Here is a 21,056-nt window from a genome sequence, read left to right on the forward strand (position 1 = left end):
AATAATATGACAGCTCAACAAATTTTTGACCGTATCGTAACCATCATTCAAGAGCGTCAAGGAGAAGACTTTGTCGTAACCGAAAACTTGAGTTTAAAGGATGATTTGGATGCTGATTCAGTAGATTTGATGGAATTTATCCTAACCATTGAGGATGAATTTGGAATTGAGATCAGTGATGAAGAAATTGACAACCTCCAAAGTGTCGCAGACGTATTAGCCATCATTAAAAATAGAATATAAGAAAAAGCAACATGCTGGCCATGTTGCTTTTTTGATTGTGTGGAGTTTGAATGATTATGGTCTGGTTATCTAAATAGTCTGATTTGATTTTTTTCTAAACGTTTTAGAACGAAGAATACGTTTACGTTCGTAAAACATTTGATTTCTGCTTGTTTTTGTGTTAGAATGAGGCCAAGTAATACGAAAGGCGAACAAGAAAATGTCCAGTAAACTTATTTATACGGGAAAAGCTAAAGATATCTATACTACAGAAGACGAACATGTGATTAGGTCCGTTTATAAGGACCAGGCTACCATGCTGAATGGTGCTCGTAAAGAGACCATCGAAGGCAAAGGTGTGCTCAATAATCAGATTTCGTCTCTTATTTTTGAAAAATTGAATGCTGCGGGTGTGGCTACTCACTTTATCGAACGTATCTCTGATACCGAACAATTGAACAAGAAGGTTTCAATCATTCCTTTGGAGGTTGTGCTTCGTAACGTGACTGCGGGTTCTTTCTCAAAACGTTTCGGTGTTGAAGAAGGTTTGGACTTGAAAACTCCAATCGTTGAATTTTACTACAAAAATGATGAGTTGGATGATCCATTTATCAATGATGAGCATGTCAAGTTCTTGGATATTGCCAATGATGAGCAAATTGCTTATATCAAGGAAGAAACGCGTCGTATCAATGAATTGTTGAAAGATTGGTTTGCACAAATTGGTCTTCGTTTGATTGACTTCAAATTGGAATTTGGTTTTGATAAGGATGGCAAGATTATCTTGGCAGATGAATTTTCACCAGATAACTGCCGCCTTTGGGATGCTGAAGGGCACCATATGGACAAGGATGTTTTCCGTAGGGATTTGGGCAGTCTAACGGATGTTTATAAGGTTGTGTTAGAGAAGTTGCAAGACTTGAAATAAGTTGTTTGAAACGGGAAACCTTCGTCTTTCAAGTAAAAGGACTCAGGCTGAAAAGGTCTACTAGACCTTTTCACTCCGTCGTGATCTTGGTAGCTTGACAGATGTTTATGAAGTTGTATTGGAAAAATTGCAGGGCTTGAAGTAAAGTTCTGCTTGGTCGTCACTACAATCTTTAAGTAGAAATAGATAAAGGAACTAAAATGGATAAACGTATTTTCGTTGAGAAAAAAGCTGATTTTCGTGTCAAATCTGACTCTTTGGTAAAAGAATTACAGCATAATCTTCAGTTGAAAACTTTGAATGATCTTCGGATTGTTCAGGTTTATGATGTTTTTGGTTTGGCAGAGGACTTGTTTGCGCGTGCGGAAAAACATATCTTCTCTGAGCAGGTGACCGATACTGTTTTGGATGAAGCTACGGTTAAGGCTGATCTTGAGAAGTATGCTTTCTTTGCTATCGAAAGCTTGCCGGGTCAATTTGACCAACGTGCGGCATCTTCACAGGAAGCTTTGCTGTTGTTGGGTAGTTCAAATGATGTAACAGTGAACACAGCACAATTGTACTTGGTTAACAAGGATATTGATGCGAATGAGTTGGAAGCTGTCAAAAATTATCTCTTGAACCCAGTTGATTCTCGTTTCAAAGACATCACTGTTGGTATTGCCAAACAAGAATTTTCTGAGTCTGATAAGACCATTCCAAGCTTGGATTTCTTTGAAACTTATACGGCAGAAGATTTTGCACAGTATAAGGCTGAGCAAGGATTGGCAATGGAAGTGGATGACCTTCTCTTCATCCAAGATTACTTCAAATCTATTGGCCGTGTGCCAACTGAGACTGAGTTGAAGGTGTTGGATACTTACTGGTCTGACCACTGCCGTCACACAACTTTCGAGACTGAGTTGAAAAACATCGACTTCTCAGCTTCTAAATTCAAAAAACAATTGCAAGCAACTTATGACAAGTATATTGCCATGCGTGATGAGTTGGGACGTACAGAAAAACCTCAAACCTTGATGGACATGGCGACTATTTTTGGCCGTTATGAGCGTGCTAATGGTCGTTTGGATGACATGGAAGTGTCTGATGAAATCAATGCCTGCTCTGTTGAAATTGAAGTGGATGTCAATGGTGTCAAAGAACCATGGCTTCTTATGTTCAAGAATGAAACCCACAACCACCCAACTGAGATTGAACCATTTGGTGGAGCGGCTACTTGTATCGGTGGTGCCATTCGTGACCCATTGTCAGGTCGTTCATACGTTTACCAAGCTATGCGTATCTCAGGTGCTGGTGATATTACAACACCAATTGCTGAAACTCGTGCTGGTAAATTGCCACAACAAGTGATTTCTAAAACAGCGGCTCACGGTTATTCTTCATACGGTAACCAAATTGGTCTTGCAACAACTTACGTTCGTGAATACTTCCACCCAGGTTTCGTTGCTAAGCGTATGGAGCTAGGTGCAGTTGTCGGTGCGGCTCCTAAGGAAAATGTTGTCCGTGAGAAACCTGAAGCAGGTGATGTGATTATCTTGCTCGGTGGTAAGACTGGACGTGATGGTGTCGGTGGTGCGACAGGCTCTTCTAAAGTTCAAACGGTTGAATCTGTTGAAACAGCTGGTGCTGAGGTTCAAAAAGGGAATGCCATCGAAGAACGTAAGATTCAACGTCTTTTCCGTAATGGGGAAGTGACCCGTCTGATCAAGAAATCAAATGACTTTGGTGCTGGTGGTGTCTGTGTGGCTATCGGTGAATTGGCAGATGGTCTTGAAATTGATCTAGACAAAGTGCCATTGAAATACCAAGGCTTGAACGGTACAGAAATTGCTATCTCTGAATCTCAAGAGCGTATGGCCGTAGTGGTTCGTCCAGAAGATGTAGATGCTTTCGTTGCAGCATGTAATAAAGAAAATATTGATGCTGTTGTCGTTGCGACAGTGACTGAAAAACCAAATCTTGTCATGCACTGGAATGGTGAAACCATCGTTGATTTGGAACGTCGTTTCCTTGATACAAACGGTGTACGTGTGGTTGTAGATGCTAAGGTGGTTGACAAGGATGTCAAGCTTCCAGAAGAACGTCAAACATCTGCTGAAACACTTGAAGCGGATACTCTTGAAGTCTTGGCTGACCTGAACCATGCCAGTCAAAAAGGGTTACAAACCATCTTTGATAGTTCAGTTGGTCGTTCAACAGTCAATCACCCACTCGGTGGTCGCTACCAAATCACACCAACGGAAGCTTCTGTACAGAAATTGCCAGTCCAACATGGCGTGACAACAACTGCTTCTGTTATGGCGCAAGGATTCAACCCTTATGTAGCAGAATGGTCTCCATATCATGGCGCTGCCTATGCAGTAATCGAAGCAACAGCTCGTTTGGTTGCTACTGGTGCAAATTGGTCTAAGGCTCGTTTCTCTTATCAAGAATACTTCGAGCGTATGGATAAACAAGCAGAGCGTTTTGGTCAACCAGTAGCTGCTCTCCTTGGATCCATTGAAGCCCAGATTCAACTTGGTTTACCATCTATCGGTGGTAAAGACTCTATGTCTGGTACCTTTGAAGAATTGACAGTACCACCAACCTTGGTTGCTTTTGGTGTGACAACTGCAGATAGTCGTAAGGTTCTTTCTCCAGAATTTAAAGCTGCTGGTGAAAATATTTACTACATTCCTGGTCAAGCTTTGGCACAAGAAATTGACTTTGATCTTATTAAATCCAACTTCGCTCAATTTGAAGCTATCCAAGCAGAGCGTAAAGTCACATCTGCATCAGCTGTCAAATATGGTGGTGTGGTTGAAACTCTTGCCCTTGCAACATTTGGTAACCATATTGGTGCCACTGTAAGCCTTGAAAATCTTGAGACTGCCTTGACAGGTCAATTGGGTGGATTCGTCTTCACATCTCCTGAAGAGATTGCAGGTGTTGCCAAGATTGGACAAACCGCAGCTGACTTTACACTTACTGTCAACGGTGTAACGCTTGATGGGCACAAACTTGACAGTGCCTTCCAAGGTAAATTGGAAGAGGTTTACCCAACTGAATTTGTACAAGCTACTGAAATCGAAGAAGTACCTGCTGTGGCATCTGATACTGTGATCAAAGTTAAAGAAACAGTTGAGACACCAGTGGTTTACATCCCAGTATTCCCAGGTACTAACTCTGAGTACGATTCAGCTAAAGCCTTTGAAAAAGAAGGTGCAAAAGTCAACTTGGTACCATTTGTAACACTTAATGAAGAAGCAATTGTCAAGTCTGTTGACACCATGGTTGACAATATCGAAAAAGCTAACATTATCTTCTTTGCAGGTGGTTTCTCAGCAGCGGATGAACCAGATGGATCAGCTAAATTCATCGTGAACATCTTGCTCAATGAAAAAGTACATGCAGCCATTGATAGCTTCATCGAACGCGGTGGTTTGATCATCGGTATCTGTAACGGATTCCAAGCCCTTGTTAAATCAGGTCTTCTTCCATATGGTAACTTTGAAGATGCAAGTAGCACGAGTCCAACCCTCTTCTACAATGATGCCAACCAACACGTGGCCAAGATGGTGGAAACACGTATTGCCAACACGAACTCACCATGGCTTGCTGGAGTAAAAGTTGGTGACATCCATGCCATCCCAGTATCACACGGTGAAGGTAAGTTTGTCGTGACTGCTGAGGAATTTGCGGAACTTCGTGACAATGGTCAAATCTTTACCCAATACGTTGACTTTGATGGTAAACCAAGCATGGATTCTAAATACAATCCTAACGGATCTGTAAATGCGATCGAAGGTATCACAAGTAAGAACGGTCAAATTATTGGTAAGATGGGTCACTCAGAACGTTTCGAAGACGGTCTCTTCCAAAATATTCCAGGAAATAAAGACCAACACCTCTTTGCGTCAGCGGTTAAATACTTTACTGGAAAATAAAAGGTATACAAAATGACATACGAAGTAAAATCTCTTAATGAAGAATGTGGTGTTTTTGGTATCTGGGGCCACCCAGATGCTGCCAAATTAACCTATTTTGGCCTCCATAGTCTTCAGCACCGTGGTCAGGAGGGGGCAGGGATCCTCTCCAATGATCATGGACAATTGAAGCGTCATCGAGATATGGGGCTTTTATCAGAAGTCTTCAAAAATCCTGCTAATTTGGATAAATTGACAGGAACTGGAGCTATTGGACACGTGCGTTATGCGACTGCGGGAGAAGCTTCTGTAGACAATATCCAACCTTTCCTCTTCCGTTTTCACGATATGCAGTTTGGTTTGGCTCACAATGGGAATCTGACCAATGCAGAATCTCTCAAGCAAGAATTGGAACAAAGAGGGGCAATCTTCAGTTCAACCTCTGATTCAGAAATCTTGGCTCACTTGATTCGTCGTAGCCACAATCCAAACCTGATGGGCAAAATCAAGGAAGCACTCAGTCTTGTCAAAGGTGGTTTCGCTTATCTCTTGATGTTTGAAGATAAGTTAATTGCAGCGCTTGATCCAAATGGTTTCCGTCCTCTGTCAATCGGGAAAATGGCGAATGGAGCAGTTGTCGTTTCCTCTGAAACCTGTGCCTTTGAAGTCATTGGTGCTGAGTGGATTCGTGACGTGAAACCAGGCGAGATTGTCATTATTGATGATAATGGCATCCAGTATGACAGCTATACAAACGATACTCAGTTGGCAATCTGTTCCATGGAGTATATCTACTTTGCCCGTCCTGACTCGAATATCCATGGTGTCAATGTCCATACGGCTCGTAAGAGAATGGGAGCTCAATTGGCACGTGAGTTCAAGCATGAAGCCGATATCGTAGTTGGTGTTCCAAATTCCTCACTCAGCGCAGCGATGGGCTTTGCGGAAGAATCAGGGTTGCCAAATGAAATGGGTCTTATCAAGAACCAATATACGCAACGGACATTTATCCAACCAACTCAAGAATTGCGTGAGCAAGGGGTTCGAATGAAATTGTCTGCCGTTTCTGGTGTCGTGAAAGGCAAACGTGTGGTCATGATTGATGACTCGATTGTGCGAGGAACAACATCTCGTCGTATTGTCCAACTTTTGAAAGAAGCAGGAGCGTCAGAAGTACACGTTGCCATCGGTAGTCCTGCTCTTGCCTATCCATGTTTCTACGGGATTGATATCCAGACACGTCAGGAGTTGATTGCGGCCAATCATACCGTTGAGGAAACTTGCCAAATCATTGGTGCGGATAGCCTGACTTATCTTTCGATTGATGGCTTGATTGACTCTATTGGGATTGAAACAGATGCGCCAAATGGCGGTCTCTGTGTGGCTTACTTTGATGGGAAATATCCAACTCCTCTCTATGACTATGAAGAAGAATATCGTAGAAGTTTGGAAGAAAAAACGAGTTTTTACAAATAAAATTCCCCATTGAAGGAAAGGAAAAGGAATAAACAAATGACAAATAAAAATGCTTATGCGCAGTCTGGTGTGGACGTTGAAGCGGGTTATGAAGTTGTTGAACGTATCAAAAAACACGTGGCACGTACGGAGCGTGCAGGTGTTATGGGAGCTCTCGGTGGCTTCGGTGGTATGTTCGACCTTTCAAAAACAGGTGTCAAAGAGCCTGTTTTGATTTCAGGTACAGATGGTGTCGGTACTAAACTCATGCTTGCTATCAAGTACGACAAACACGATACCATCGGTCAAGACTGTGTGGCCATGTGTGTTAACGATATCATCGCTGCAGGTGCGGAGCCCCTTTACTTCCTTGACTATATCGCAACTGGTAAAAATGAACCAGCTAAATTAGAGCAAGTCGTTGCTGGTGTTGCAGAAGGTTGTGTGCAGGCTGGTGCAGCCCTTATCGGTGGCGAAACAGCTGAAATGCCTGGTATGTATGGTGAAGATGACTATGATTTGGCTGGGTTTGCTGTCGGTGTTGCAGAAAAATCTCAAATCATTGACGGTTCAAAAGTAGCTGAAGGGGATGTGATTCTTGGACTTGCTTCAAGCGGTATCCACTCAAATGGTTACTCACTTGTTCGTCGTGTCTTTGCAGATTACACAGGTGAGGAAGTTCTCCCAGAATTGGAAGGGAAGAAACTTAAAGACGTTCTTTTGGAACCAACTCGTATCTACGTCAAAGCAGCTTTGCCACTCATCAAAGAAGAATTGGTCAACGGAATTGCCCACATCACAGGTGGTGGTTTCATCGAAAATGTACCACGTATGTTCGCGGATGACTTGGCTGCTGAAATTGACGAAAGCAAAGTGCCAGTTCTTCCAATTTTCAAAGCTCTTGAAAAATATGGCCAAATCAAACACGAAGAAATGTTTGAAATCTTCAACATGGGAATTGGTCTCATGCTTGCGGTCAAACCAGAAAATGTGGAACGTGTCAAAGAACTTCTTGACGAACCTGTTTATGAAATTGGTCGGATTGTCAAGAAGACAGATGCAAGTGTGGTGATTAAATAATGACTAAAAGGCTTGCTGTTTTTGCCTCTGGTAACGGCTCAAACTTTCAGGTGATTGCAGAACAATTTCCAGTAGAATTTGTCTTTTCAGATCATCGGGATGCCTATGTACTTGAGCGTGCAGAGAATCTTGGGGTATTATCCTACGCTTTTGAACTCAAGGAGTTTGAAAACAAGGCAGACTATGAAGGAGCCATCGTCGAACTCTTGGATGAACACCAGATTGACCTCGTTTGTCTCGCAGGCTACATGAAAATCGTCGGGCCAGCCTTGTTAGCAGCTTATGAAGGTCGTATCATCAATATTCACCCGGCTTATCTCCCTGAATTTCCAGGTGCTCATGGCATTGAGGATGCTTGGAATGCAGGCGTTGCTGAGAGCGGTGTGACTATCCATTGGGTGGATTCTGGTGTTGATACTGGGAAGGTCATCAAACAAGTCCGAGTGCCCCGCCTTGAAGGGGATACCCTTGATACTTTCGAGACTCGCATCCATGAAGCGGAGTACAAGTTGTATCCAGAAGTGTTGGAACATTTGGGAGTGGAGAGGAAGAAATGATTATGGACCAATACTATATGGAGTTAAAGAATAAGTTATCTAACAGACCAATCCTACTGGATAATACAAATGATTTTCTTTTTGTTTTAGTAAATACAGTGAAAGCCATGATAGAAAATACTGATAAAAGTCAGCTTTCAGAGTTAGATAAAATTTTAGACGGTGTCACAAGTCAAGAATTAAAACTTGCCTATGATTTTTGTCAAGGGAAATTCGGTCAAGCAGGTTTTTCTTATCGTCGGCACCCGAATTATTTTTATTTGTCCAGTTTAATTGCGACTTTTCCAGAATTTGAGTTGTCTAAGGCAGACCGAGATTACCTCAAAGGAATCATAAATTTTGATAACTACCTTTTATATGAGTTAGATTAGTCTTTAATCACCTCAAAATCCTATTTATTCAAAAGGAGAAAAAATGACAAAACGAGCACTTATTTCAGTCTCAGACAAAGCGGGTATTGTTGAATTTGCCCAAGAACTAAAAAAACTCGGTTGGGACATCATCTCAACTGGTGGTACTAAAGTTGCCCTTGACAATGCTGGGGTGGAGACCATTGCTATCGATGATGTGACTGGTTTCCCGGAAATGATGGACGGTCGTGTGAAGACCCTCCACCCAAATATCCACGGAGGGCTTCTCGCTCGTCGTGACTTGGATAGCCACTTGGAAGCAGCTAAGGATAATAATATCGAACTTATCGACCTTGTTGTGGTAAACCTTTACCCATTCAAGGAAACGATTCTTAAACCAGACGTGACTTACGCTGATGCGGTTGAAAATATCGATATTGGTGGTCCGTCTATGCTTCGTTCAGCAGCTAAAAACCACGCTAGCGTAACAGTTGTGGTAGACCCTGCTGACTATGCTGTTGTTCTTGACGAATTATCAGCGAACGGCGAAACAAGCTACGAAACTCGCCAACGTTTGGCAGCGAAAGTATACCGTCACACAGCTTCATACGATGCCTTGATTGCAGAATACTTCACAGCTCAAGTGGGTGAAACAAAACCTGAAAAACTTACTTTGACTTACGACCTTAAGCAACCAATGCGTTACGGTGAAAACCCTCAACAAGACGCTGACTTCTACCAAAAAGCTTTACCAACGGATTATTCGATTGCATCAGCGAAACAACTTAACGGTAAAGAATTGTCCTTTAACAATATCCGTGATGCTGATGCCGCTATCCGTATCATCCGTGACTTCAAAGATCGTCCAACCGTGGTGGCTCTCAAACACATGAATCCATGTGGGATCGGTCAAGCTGATGATATCGAAACTGCTTGGGACTACGCTTATGAGTCTGATCCAGTGTCTATCTTTGGTGGTATTGTCGTTCTCAACCGTGAAGTAGATGCTGCGACAGCTAAAAAGATGCACGGCGTTTTCCTCGAAATCATCATTGCACCAAGCTACACAGACGAGGCGCTTGAAATTTTGACAACCAAGAAGAAAAACTTGCGCATCCTTGAGTTGCCGTTTGATGCTCAAGATGCTAGCGAAGTGGAAGCAGAATACACTGGTGTTGTTGGTGGTCTCCTCGTTCAAAACCAAGACGTTGTTAAAGAAAGTCCAGCTGACTGGCAAGTAGTGACCAAACGCCAACCAACTGAAACAGAAGCGACAGCTCTTGAGTTTGCTTGGAAAGCTATCAAGTACGTCAAATCAAATGGGATCATCGTGACCAACGACCACATGACACTTGGTGTTGGCCCAGGTCAAACCAATCGTGTGGCATCTGTCCGCATCGCTATTGACCAAGCTAAAGACCGTCTTGACGGTGCTGTTCTTGCTTCGGATGCCTTCTTCCCATTTGCGGATAACGTGGAAGAAATCGCCAAAGCAGGTATCAAGGCCATCATCCAGCCAGGGGGCTCTGTCCGTGACCAAGAATCCATCGAAGCGGCTGATAAATACGGCTTGACCATGGTCTTCACAGGCGTGAGACATTTTAGACATTAAGAAAATAAAAGGGAAGAAAACAGTTTCTTTCCTTTTTTTGCTTAAAAAGCGAAACGAAACAAGATTAAAACGAACGTTTATGGTATAATATTGGTAAATAATTCGCAAAAGAGGTTGTAAGATGAAGCTGTTAGTTGTCGGCTCAGGTGGTCGTGAACATGCCATTGCTAAGAAGTTGCTTGAGTCAAAAGACGTTGAAAAAGTCTTTGTAGCTCCTGGGAATGACGGGATGACTCTGGATGGTCTGGAATTGGTGGATATCTCTATTTCCGAACATTCTAAATTAATTGAGTTTGCAAAAGCCAACGATATTGCTTGGTCCTTCATTGGTCCAGATGACGCCCTTGCGGCTGGTATTGTGGATGATTTCAATGCGGAAGGTCTCAAAGCCTTTGGTCCGACAAGATTGGCAGCGGAGCTGGAATGGTCCAAGGATTTTGCTAAGGAAATCATGGTCAAATACGACGTTCCGACAGCAACCTATGGCACCTTTTCAGATTTCGAGGAAGCTAAGGCTTACATCGAAGAAAAAGGCGCTCCAATCGTCGTCAAGGCAGATGGGCTGGCTCTTGGGAAAGGTGTCGTCGTTGCGGAGACAGTCGAGCAAGCAGTTGAAGCCGCTCATGAGATGCTTTTGGACAATAAATTCGGTGATTCAGGCGCGCGCGTGGTTATTGAGGAATTCCTTGAAGGAGAAGAGTTCTCTCTCTTTGCCTTTGTCAATGGGGATAAGTTCTACATTATGCCAACGGCACAGGACCACAAACGTGCCTACGATGGCGACAAGGGCCCTAACACTGGTGGGATGGGTGCCTATGCGCCAGTTCCTCATTTGCCACAGAGCGTGGTTGACACAGCGGTTGACACCATTGTCAAGCCAGTCCTCGAAGGTATGATTAAAGAAGGTCGCCCTTATCTTGGTGTCCTTTACGCGGGGCTTATCCTGACAGCTGATGGCCCTAAAGTTATCGAGTTTAACGCTCGTTTCGGAGATCCTGAAACGCAAATCATCTTGCCTCGTTTGACATCTGATTTTGCACAAAATATTACTGATATTTTGGATGGCAAAGAGCCGACCATCACTTGGACGGACAAGGGTGTGACACTGGGTGTGGTTGTCGCATCAAACGGCTACCCACTCGCTTATGAGAAGGGTGTCAAGCTTCCAGCCAAGACAGAAGGCGACATCATCACTTACTATGCTGGTGCCAAATTCGCTGAAAATTGCCAAGACCTCCTCTCAAACGGCGGACGCGTCTACATGCTTGTCACAACAGCAGACACCGTCAAAGATGGCCAAAACATCATCTACAATGAACTCAACAAACAAAACACAGAAGGCCTCTTTTACCGAAAAGATATCGGTAGCAAGGCCATAAAAGATTAACAGATACTAACTTTGTCATGGCGAGCGAAAGCGAGCCAAACTAAGATAATGGTTGCCGTGGTGAAAAGACCAGAACAGCATCTGTTCTGGTCGGGGGAAACTTTGAGACCTTAGGCTCAAAGTTTAGGAATGAAACCGAAGGTTTGCTTCCGTCCCCACCACCTAAGACCATTATCAAAAAAGAAAAGGATATTATTAACTATGAAACCAGTAATTTCCATCATCATGGGCTCAAAGTCCGACTGGGCAACCATGCAAAAAGCCGCTGAAGTCCTCGACAACTTCGGTGTCGCTTACGAAAAGAAAGTTGTCTCTGCTCACCGGACACCAGACCTCATGTTCAAACATGCCGAAGAAGCACGCAGCCGTGGCATTAAGGTCATCATCGCAGGTGCGGGGGGCGCGGCTCACTTGCCAGGTATGGTAGCTGCTAAAACTACCCTTCCGGTCATTGGTGTGCCAGTCAAATCTCGTGCCCTTAGCGGGGTGGATTCTCTCTACTCTATCGTTCAGATGCCGGGAGGCGTACCTGTTGCGACAATGGCTATCGGTGAGGCTGGAGCGACTAACGCTGCCCTCTTTGCCCTCCGCCTCCTCTCAGTAGAAGACGAAACCATCGCGACTGCACTTGCTAATTTTGCTGAAGAACAAGGAAAAATTGCAGAGGAGTCTACAAATGAGCTCATCTAAAACAATCGGAATTATCGGTGGTGGTCAGCTGGGTCAGATGATGGCCATTTCTGCTATCTACATGGGGCACAAGGTTATCGCGCTGGATCCTGCGACGGATTGCCCGGCCTCTCGTGTGGCAGAAATCATCGTGGCCCCTTACAATGATGTAGACGCTCTTCGTCAGTTGGCGGACCGCTGTGATGTTCTCACTTATGAATTTGAAAATGTGGACGCCGATGGTCTTGATGCTGTTATCAATGATGGGCAACTCCCTCAAGGAACGGACTTGCTCCGCATTTCTCAAAATCGCATTTTTGAAAAGGACTTTCTCTCAAACAAGGCCAAAGTCACCGTTGCACCTTACAAGGTTGTGACCTCAAGTCAAGACTTGGCAGATATCGACCTATCGAAAAACTATGTCCTCAAGACGGCGACCGGTGGTTACGATGGCCATGGTCAGAAGGTCGTTCGTTCGGAAGCAGACTTGGAAGAAGCCTATGCACTAGCTGATTCAGCAGACTGTGTCTTGGAAGAATTTGTCAACTTTGACCTTGAGATTTCTGTCATCGTGTCAGGAAATGGCAAGGATGTGACGGTTTTCCCAGTTCAGGAAAATATCCACCGCAACAATATCCTGTCTAAAACCATTGTTCCAGCACGTATTTCAGCCAGTTTAGCAGAAAAAGCCAAAGCCATAGCAGTACGAATCGCTGAACAACTCAAGCTGTCTGGAACGCTTTGTGTAGAAATGTTTGCGACGGCTGATGATATCATTGTCAACGAAATTGCCCCACGTCCACATAACTCAGGACACTACTCGATTGAAGCCTGTGACTTCTCACAGTTTGATACCCATATTCTCGGTGTTCTAGGAGCACCATTGCCAGCTATCCACCTGCATGCCCCAGCAGTCATGCTCAATGTCCTCGGCCAGCACGTCGAGGCCGCTGAAAAATATGTCACAGAAAATCCAAGCGCTCACCTCCACTTATATGGTAAACTAGAAGCAAAGCACAACCGAAAAATGGGACATGTGACTTTGTTTAGTGATATGCCGGATAAGGTTGAGGAATTTGGGAAAGGGATTGATTTTTAAGTGAAAATAGCGATTCTAGGACTTGGAGTCATCGGGACCACTTATGCCTATGCCTTTCAAAAAGCAGGTCATCAAGTGGAACACGTACTGAGAGATAGTAAGAAAAACAATGCACCTAAGGAGTTGTCAGTTGATCTGCTAGATGGTCGTTATCATTCCAAAGGTGAGAACAAGCATGATACCTATGAGGTTCATGTGGCAGAAGCTGATTCGGAATATGATTTTATTTTTCTCAGTGTGCGTCATGGACTTGTCAAAGAAGCTGTGGAGACCTTGCGAAAAAACAATATCAAAGGCACCCTTGTTTTCTTCTGTAATTTCTGGGATACTCGAAAAGAGGTCCAAGAGTGGGCAGGGGATTACGACTATATTTTGGCCTTTCCGACAGCGGGTGGTCACATGCAGGAGAACCATTTGGATGGAGTCTTGTTTGATCATTTAATGCTAGAAGGTGAGCAAAAAGCACACATTTCTAACTATGCTGATCTGACGGCTTTACTAGTTTCTGCAGATTTGAAGTGGGAAGTGCCTCATGATATGGTCGAGTGGATTTGGATTCACATGGCGATTAACGCAGGTGTTACTTCGACAGCTGCGCGTTCGGGAAATCTGGAAAATCCAGAACAGCTGGCTTTGAACTTGATGAATAGTTCTTCGGAATTATCATTGGCCATCAAGGCCATTCGAGAGGCTTTGAAAGTCGTAGAAGCGCGTGGCGTGAATTTGAAGCTTTACAAAGCTGAACTCTTACCTTACAAAATTCCCGCTTGGATAGCCGGCAAAGCCATGAAAGTCATGTTTGCTAAAAATGAGCTGACCCGAAAAATCATGACCTTGCACAATGATAAACAGGACATTTTTTACTGCTGTCAAAGTGTTTATCAGACTGGTCAGGAGTTAGGTGTGAAAATGCCTATTCTGGAAGCAAATATGAAGGGAATTTCGATTTAGGAGGTCTTATGATTCAACTCATTGTCAACGCATTTGTTGAAAAAGAAAAGACGGGAGCAGTCGTCGAAGTCTTGTATGCTAGTAGCGATCACGAAAAAGTGAAAGCTAAGTATGAAGAGCTGACTGCTCAATATCCTGAAAACTATTTAGCTATCTATGATGTCCCGATGGATACGGATTTGAATACACTGGATCATTATCCGTCAGTGTGGATTGGGAAAGAAGAATTTGAATAAAGTGATTGCCAGTTGCTAACTGATGTGAAACATCAAAAGAAAGGAAAATTAAACATGATCGAACGTTACTCTCGCCCAGAAATGGCGAACATTTGGACTGAAGAAAATAAATACCGTGCTTGGCTTGAGGTGGAAATCTTGGCGGACGAAGCATGGGCTGAGTTGGGAGAAATCCCTAAGGAAGATGTGGCTTTAATTCGCGAAAAAGCGGACTTTGACATCGACCGTATTTTGGAAATTGAGCAGGAGACGCGCCACGATGTGGTTGCCTTTACACGTGCGGTTTCTGAGACGCTTGGTGAAGAGCGTAAGTGGGTTCACTATGGTTTGACTTCTACTGACGTGGTAGATACGGCCTATGGTTACCTCTACAAACAAGCCAACGACATCATCCGTCGTGACCTTGAAAATTTCACCAACATCATCGCTGACAAGGCGAAAGAACACAAGTTCACCATCATGATGGGTCGTACCCACGGTGTGCACGCTGAACCTACAACTTTTGGTCTAAAATTGGCGACTTGGTACAGCGAAATGAAAAGGAATATCGAGCGTTTCGAGCATGCGGCTGTTGGTTTGGAAGCTGGTAAGATTTCTGGTGCGGTTGGTAACTTTGCCAACATCCCACCATTCGTTGAAAAATACGTCTGCGACAAATTGGGTATCCGTGCTCAAGAAATCTCTACACAGGTCCTTCCTCGTGACCTTCACGCTGAGTACTTTGCAGTTCTTGCTAGCATCGCAACTTCCATCGAGCGTATGGCAACAGAGATTCGTGGACTTCAAAAATCTGAACAACGTGAAGTGGAAGAGTTCTTTGCGAAGGGTCAAAAAGGGTCTTCAGCAATGCCTCACAAACGTAACCCTATTGGTTCTGAAAACATGACAGGTCTTGCGCGTGTCATCCGTGGTCACATGGTGACAGCTTATGAAAACGTAGCCCTTTGGCACGAACGTGATATCTCTCACTCATCAGCTGAGCGTATTATCGCACCAGACACAACAATCTTGATTGACTACATGCTCAACCGTTTCGGAAACATCGTTAAGAACTTGACAGTCTTCCCAGAAAACATGATCCGCAACATGAACTCTACATTTGGTCTTATCTTCAGCCAACGTGCCATGCTTGCTTTGATTGAAAAAGGTATGACTCGTGAGCAAGCTTACGACCTTGTACAACCAAAGACTGCCCAATCATGGGATAACCAAGTAGACTTCAAACCACTTCTTGAAGCAGATCCAGAAGTAACTTCACGTCTCACTCAAGAAGAAATCGACGAGATCTTCAACCCAACATATTACACCAAACGGGTGGATGACATCTTCGAACGCATCGGTTTGGGTGACTAATTATAAAACAAAAAAGCGAGATTATATCTCGCTTTTTATTTGTGCTTAATCTTTTTTCTTGCTAAGTCCATATGCTGTGAGAGCAGCCATAAGACCTGTAGCAATCAACCATTCTGAACCTTGGCTTCCTGTCTCAGGAAGTTTATTTTCTTTTGCTACAGGAGCTGGTCCTTGAGGAAGTGCTTTGTTTTCCTTAGCAGGAACAGTTTCTGGAGCTGGTACATTTGGAATTTCTAATTTCGGTTTTTCTTCTGCAACAGGAGCTGGCACATTTGGAATCTCTAATTTTGGTTTTTCTTCTGCAATTGGAGCCGGTATATTTGGAATCTCTAGTGCTGGTTTTTCTTCCGCTACAGGAGCTAGTCCTTTTTCATCTCCCACATGCGTTACAGGAGTTCCGATTTCGATGATTTGAGCAACTGGTTCTTGAGCGACAACACTTGTAACCAATGTTTTAACTTCGCTTCCGTCAGCAGCAGTAGATACAGAATAGAAATGACTACGACGTCCCTTAACGCCTTCGGTTACTACACGAGTTTCTCCCTTAGGTAAGGAATCAGTTTCACGAGTGATAGTTGTAAACGGAATTTCTTCGTCCTCGATGACAACACGTGGTTTTGCATCTGCCACAGGAGCAACTCCTTCTTCGTCTCCGACATGAGTGACAGGAGTTCCAACTTCAACAACTTGGTTGACAGCTTCTTTTGTGACTTTTTCTTCAAGAACTGTTTCGGTTTCTTTACCATTTTCAGTAGTAACTGAGACGTAGATTGTACGTTCGCCTTTGGCACCTTCAGTGACAACTTTTTCTTGTCCTGCTGGAAGGTTAGGATTTTCCTTCTTGACAGTCTCAAATGGAATTTCTTCCGTTCTTGTGATAAGCTCTGGTCGATTTTCAACGTTGGCAGCAACTTCATTTTCGTCAAGACTTCCTGAGTGAGTTGCAGCTGGTTTGAGGCCAAGTCTTGCAGCTTTAAGGTTGGCTACAAGCGTATCCAACTCAGCTTGTTTATTACGGTTGAGATTGTAGTTCAGAGCATCTTTAGCAGCCTTGAGAGCATCGAGGCTTTCTGTGCTATATCCTTCTAAGTTTTCAGGGATTTTAGCAAGTTCCTCACGTAGAGCCTTGTAGTCAGCACGGAAGTAGTCTTTGTTGTGGTCTGCAAAGGCAGTCATGAGTTCAAAGATTTCTTCTTCCTTGTACTCAGCTTGAGGTTTGTCTGCCCAGATGGCTAGCATACTACCAGTTGTTGGAAGATTGACTTCCGGATACTTGGTTGAAGCTAGTTGCTTGAATGGTACTTTTTCAGTATTTTCAATTGCTTTTGATAGAGGGTAGGCTTCGTCATTTTTATGATTGCCTAGAACATAGTACCAGTCTCCGTTAGTGTTAAGGATTTTGTAACCCTTACTTGCTAGATATTGAGGAGATGCAAGGTTGTAACCCCACCAGCCTTTAGACCAGTAAGAGATGATGACATCTTTATCAAACTCAACATCGTCATTATCATCGTAGTAGAAGCCATCGTTAAAGGCCATTGGCTGTAAGCCTTTTTCTTTAGCCATAGCAGCTAGACTATTTGAGTACTCAGCAAATTTACCATAGAGGCCATACCACTTGAGGTAGTACCAACCTTGAGCATTGGTAGCATCATTGGCATACTCATCTGTACCATAGTTAAAGATCTTAGTCTTACCTGCAAAGAAGTCCATGTACTTGCCAATAAGGGCTTTTGTAAAGTTCATTGCTTCTTCGTTTTCAAGGTCCATGGTTGTTTTTGAAACTTTATCAAAATTAGCTTGAGGGTTTGCGATGCCTAATTTTTCCATAGCGACAAGCATAGCATCCATGTGACCTGGGCTGTTGATAGCAGGGATGAGCCCGAGACCCTTATCTTTAGCATACTGGATAAGTTCAGTAATTTCAGCTTGGCTCAGAGTAGTTCCATTTGGATCATCGTAGTAAGCTTTTGTTCCTTCAATGATGGCATTTTTTACATCGTCGCTTGCATAGGTCTTGCCGTTTGCGGTGATCGTCATGTCATCCAAAAGGAAGCGAAGTCCGTCATTTCCAAGGAGGAGATGAATGTCAGAGTAACCAAGTTCGCTAGCCTTATCTACGATACGTTTGAGTTGATCTAAAGTAAAGTATTTACGGCCAGCATCGATAGAAATGACTTTATCTTTAGCAACTTTTTCAACTTCACGTTTAGCTTCTTCTTCTTTTTGAGCTTCAGGAGTGAAGGTCAAGTTGCTAACGGCTTCTTGGAGTTTTGCAATTGCTTGGTCAATGCTATCTTGTTCAGCACGGCTAAGGTTGCTATCAAGAGAACGAATGGCTTTTTCAGCTTCTTTAACAGCTGTTACGCTTTCGGCTGTATAGCGACTAAGGTCTGTTGGAACTTCTTTAAGAGCTTGTTCAGCAGACTCGTAGTCGGCAGCGAAGTACTCAGCGTTAGAGTTTGCGAATTGACGCATAAGCTTGAATAGGCGAGATGGAGAGTAGCGTGCAGATGGAGTATCGGCCCAAGCAGCTACCATACCACCGATAATAGGAATATCCGCACCTTCAGTTTTTGGAACAGAAGTAATCGGTGTGCTCTTAATACCATTCAAACCTTGGTCCAGGTTATACCAACCTTGCCCGTCAGCATTACGTCCGAGAACATAGTACCAAGCATCATTAGTATTGAGGATTTGGTGTCCTTTTTCAGATAGAAGTTTAGATGAGGCAACATCGTAACCGCCCCAACCACCAGTCCACATAGACACGATAATGTCTTTATCAAAGGTACCGAAAGTAGTATCACTATTATAGTATATACCGTCGTTAAAGGCCATTGGTTTCAGACCATGAGATTTGACGATATGAGCTAGGTCATTAGCATAGGCGATAAATTTATCATAACCCTTATCTGGGAAGCCATCTTCTGGATACCATTTATAGGCTTGAAGCACACTCCAACCTTTGGCATCAGTAGCATCGTTAGCATACTCATCCAACCCGATATTGAAGATTTCAGACTTTCCAGCAAAGTAAGCAGCGTATTTATCAATCAAAGCTTTTGTAAAGGCAACTGCTTTTTCATTATCAAGGTCAACAGTACGTGCAGATTCTTTACCAAAGTAGTTGAAGTTAGGTTTTTCAATACCAAGTTCTTTCATGGCATTAAGGATAGCATCCATGTGACCTGGGCTATTGACTGTTGGGATAAGTCCAATTCCTTTATCCTTAGCATAACTAATCAAGTTAGTCATTTCACTTTCGGTTAAATGATTACCGTTTGGATCATTGTAGTAGGCATTTGTTCCATTTTCAATAGCACGTTTAACATCGTCGCTTGCGTATGTTTTGTCCCCTACAGTTAGAGACATATCATCAAGCATGAAGCGCAAGCCATCGTTTCCTACTAGGAGATGAAGATCAGTGTAACCATAGTGTTTGGCTTTATCGACGATTTCTTTCAGTTGTTCAGGAGAGAAGTATTTACGCCCTGCATCGATTGAAACGATTTTCTTTTTAGCCAGTTTTTCATTGACTTGAGCTGCTTTCTCTGTAGCGACTGCGGGTGCTTCGACCTTAGCAACTTCTTTGTTTTCTTCTTTTTCTTTTTCAGATTCTGTCTTTTTAGCTTCTTCAGTGATTTCTGCCTTAGCTGGAGCTACTTCTGTTGCAAGAGGCTCTTCGACGGCAGGTGCAGAAGCAACTTCAGCTTTTGGAGCTTCAGTAGTTGTTACTGGAGCGGCTGGAGACGCTTGAGCTACGTTTTCTGTTGTTGGAGTAGTCTCGAGCTTTTCTTCACTCGTTGGTGGAGTGACTTCTCCAGTAGTTTGGACAGCAGACTGATTCTCTGTTGTAGCAGGCACAACTCCGTCAGCAGCAACAGCTTGAGCCTGAAAGGCAAAGCCAATCAATACAGAAGCTGCCCCGATTGCATATTTACGAATAGAGAAGCGCTGTTTATTTTCTGGTTTCATTAAAAAACCTCCCTTTTGAATTTTTGATAGCGTTTTCACATACTAATCCTATTGTATGTTCTAACTAAAATAAAGTCAAGTTTTTGAGGAAATTACTATAAAAAATAGAATAATTTATAAATTAAGATATATTTTTCTAGTTTTGACTATTTTTTAGTAAAAAGGTTACTAATTATAGAATTACCTGAAATACTGTTCTCAAGAAAGGGAGCTAATGCTATAATGGGTATATAAAAAACCTGAGGCAACAGCCTCAGGTTTTTTAAAAATTAGTGATCACGGTCACAAGAGATGAATTTAATTTTGTAGAAATCAGAACGTTTATAAGTTTCGATGTATTCCAAAACTTGACCGGTTGCTTCAAGCTTAGTTGTCTTAGTTTGGAAGACAGTTGGAAATTTAGTGTCGATTCCTAAAATAGAAGCGGCATGTTCTGGAGTCGGAAATACAATTTCGTTAATTTCTTCAAAATGCTCGTCATTCATGTGAATGTGGTAGTCCAATTTGAAACGAGTATAGATAGAACTATAGTATTCAAGATTTGGATAGTTGGCATTGATGTATTGTTCAGGAATGTATGAACTATGATAGATATAAGTGATACCGTTTGTTTCACGAACACGTTCAATCTTGTAATAGAATTGATCGCCACGTAGGCCAAGTTTTTCTAAATATTTAAGATCGTTTCCGCGTTCGATAGAAAGAACAGTTACTTTATCATCTTTGGTTTCGAAGATTTCTACATCAGAAAATTCAACGAGTTTATGCTTGCGGGCACGAGCTACGAAAGTTCCTTTACCTTGTTGACGAACAATGTATCCGTCTTTAGCAAGGTCATTCAAGGCACGAACTACTGTGATTGAACTAACATCATACATGGAAATCAATTCTGCTTCAGTGTAGAACTTATCTCCACTAGCAAATTGACCAGAAATAATCTTATTTTTTAATTCATCTTTAATGTATTGATACTTTGGAATTGCCATAATTTCACCTCATTTTTTCCTTCTCCACATATGATTTTAACATAAAATCGGGGAAAATAGTAGAAAAGCACTTAAAAAAATTAAACTATCAGAATAAGAAATTAGAATACAAATAAATAATTCGTGTTTTGCTCCTTGTTTTAGTTAGTTATTCAGAATGCTGATTTTATGGGATTTGTGGAGATTTTTAGAAAAGATTCAGTAAAAAAATAGAAAAATTTTAAAGAAAATTTCAAAAACTATTGACATTATTCCCCGATTGGTTTATAGTTGATATAACAATAAATG

16 protein-coding genes are annotated in these 21,056 nt (G+C 42.7%); 14 read left to right on the plus strand and 2 right to left on the minus strand.

The window, feature by feature from the left end; translation table 11 throughout:
* Positions 1-6 precede the first annotated feature (6 nt).
* The 14 genes from HW271_RS00185 (at position 7) to purB (ending at position 15,804) form a co-directional block, all read left to right on the plus strand.
* Positions 7-243 (plus strand): acyl carrier protein, encoded by a 237-nt coding sequence (locus HW271_RS00185; RefSeq protein WP_178894401.1) that lies wholly within the window; start codon positions 7-9, stop codon positions 241-243.
* 199 nt (positions 244-442) lie between these two features.
* On the plus strand, positions 443-1,150 hold the full coding sequence (purC, locus tag HW271_RS00190) for a phosphoribosylaminoimidazolesuccinocarboxamide synthase (protein WP_178894402.1): 708 nt from the start codon (positions 443-445) through the stop codon (positions 1,148-1,150).
* Between the two features lie 200 nt (positions 1,151-1,350).
* On the plus strand, positions 1,351-5,076 hold the full coding sequence (locus HW271_RS00195) for a phosphoribosylformylglycinamidine synthase (protein ID WP_178894403.1): 3,726 nt from the start codon (positions 1,351-1,353) through the stop codon (positions 5,074-5,076).
* Positions 5,077-5,088: 12 nt separating this feature from the next.
* Positions 5,089-6,531: an amidophosphoribosyltransferase gene (purF, locus tag HW271_RS00200; protein WP_045613307.1), complete on the plus strand. Its 1,443-nt coding sequence runs from the start codon at positions 5,089-5,091 to the stop codon at positions 6,529-6,531.
* A gap of 36 nt (positions 6,532-6,567) precedes the next feature.
* Positions 6,568-7,590, plus strand: coding sequence for a phosphoribosylformylglycinamidine cyclo-ligase (gene purM, locus HW271_RS00205; RefSeq protein ID WP_045762506.1), 1,023 nt, complete (start codon positions 6,568-6,570; stop codon positions 7,588-7,590).
* Positions 7,590-8,147, plus strand: a complete 558-nt coding sequence (gene purN / locus HW271_RS00210) for a phosphoribosylglycinamide formyltransferase (protein WP_178894404.1) — start codon at positions 7,590-7,592, stop codon at positions 8,145-8,147. The genes purM and purN overlap by 1 nt, the downstream gene beginning before the upstream one ends.
* Positions 8,148-8,149: 2 nt before the next feature.
* Entirely contained in the window at positions 8,150-8,518 is a 369-nt protein-coding gene (locus HW271_RS00215; protein ID WP_002224354.1) for a hypothetical protein, read from the plus strand.
* A 43-nt stretch (positions 8,519-8,561) separates the two neighbouring features.
* The gene (gene purH, locus HW271_RS00220; protein WP_178894405.1) at positions 8,562-10,109 is read left to right on the plus strand and encodes a bifunctional phosphoribosylaminoimidazolecarboxamide formyltransferase/IMP cyclohydrolase; all 1,548 of its coding nucleotides are present in this window, start codon (positions 8,562-8,564) and stop codon (positions 10,107-10,109) included.
* 121 nt (positions 10,110-10,230) lie between these two features.
* The gene (gene purD / locus HW271_RS00225) at positions 10,231-11,496 is read left to right on the plus strand and encodes a phosphoribosylamine--glycine ligase (protein ID WP_178894406.1); all 1,266 of its coding nucleotides are present in this window, start codon (positions 10,231-10,233) and stop codon (positions 11,494-11,496) included.
* 201 nt (positions 11,497-11,697) lie between these two features.
* Entirely contained in the window at positions 11,698-12,186 is a 489-nt protein-coding gene (gene purE, locus HW271_RS00230; RefSeq protein WP_178894407.1) for a 5-(carboxyamino)imidazole ribonucleotide mutase, read from the plus strand.
* Positions 12,173-13,264, plus strand: coding sequence for a 5-(carboxyamino)imidazole ribonucleotide synthase (purK, locus tag HW271_RS00235; protein ID WP_178894408.1), 1,092 nt, complete (start codon positions 12,173-12,175; stop codon positions 13,262-13,264). Before purE ends, purK begins: the two co-directional genes overlap by 14 nt.
* A complete protein-coding gene (locus HW271_RS00240) occupies positions 13,265-14,215 on the plus strand; it encodes a ketopantoate reductase family protein (protein ID WP_178894409.1) in 951 nt (316 codons plus the stop codon).
* A gap of 8 nt (positions 14,216-14,223) precedes the next feature.
* Complete coding sequence (locus tag HW271_RS00245; RefSeq protein ID WP_013904397.1) at positions 14,224-14,451, plus strand: hypothetical protein; 228 nt, start codon at positions 14,224-14,226, stop codon at positions 14,449-14,451.
* 54 nt (positions 14,452-14,505) lie between these two features.
* On the plus strand, positions 14,506-15,804 hold the full coding sequence (purB, locus tag HW271_RS00250; protein ID WP_178894410.1) for an adenylosuccinate lyase: 1,299 nt from the start codon (positions 14,506-14,508) through the stop codon (positions 15,802-15,804).
* 45 nt (positions 15,805-15,849) lie between these two features.
* Here the strand turns inward: purB and strH are convergent, their stop codons facing one another.
* Both strH and HW271_RS00260 read right to left on the minus strand, forming a co-directional pair.
* Positions 15,850-19,782 (minus strand): LPXTG-anchored beta-N-acetylhexosaminidase StrH, encoded by a 3,933-nt coding sequence (gene strH / locus HW271_RS00255; RefSeq protein ID WP_178894411.1) that lies wholly within the window; start codon positions 19,780-19,782, stop codon positions 15,850-15,852.
* A gap of 269 nt (positions 19,783-20,051) precedes the next feature.
* On the minus strand, positions 20,052-20,768 hold the full coding sequence (locus HW271_RS00260; RefSeq protein WP_178894412.1) for a GntR family transcriptional regulator: 717 nt from the start codon (positions 20,766-20,768) through the stop codon (positions 20,052-20,054).
* Positions 20,769-21,056 lie beyond the last annotated feature (288 nt).

This window comes from Streptococcus sp. oral taxon 061 (genome assembly GCF_013394695.1).
Classification (GTDB): domain Bacteria; phylum Bacillota; class Bacilli; order Lactobacillales; family Streptococcaceae; genus Streptococcus.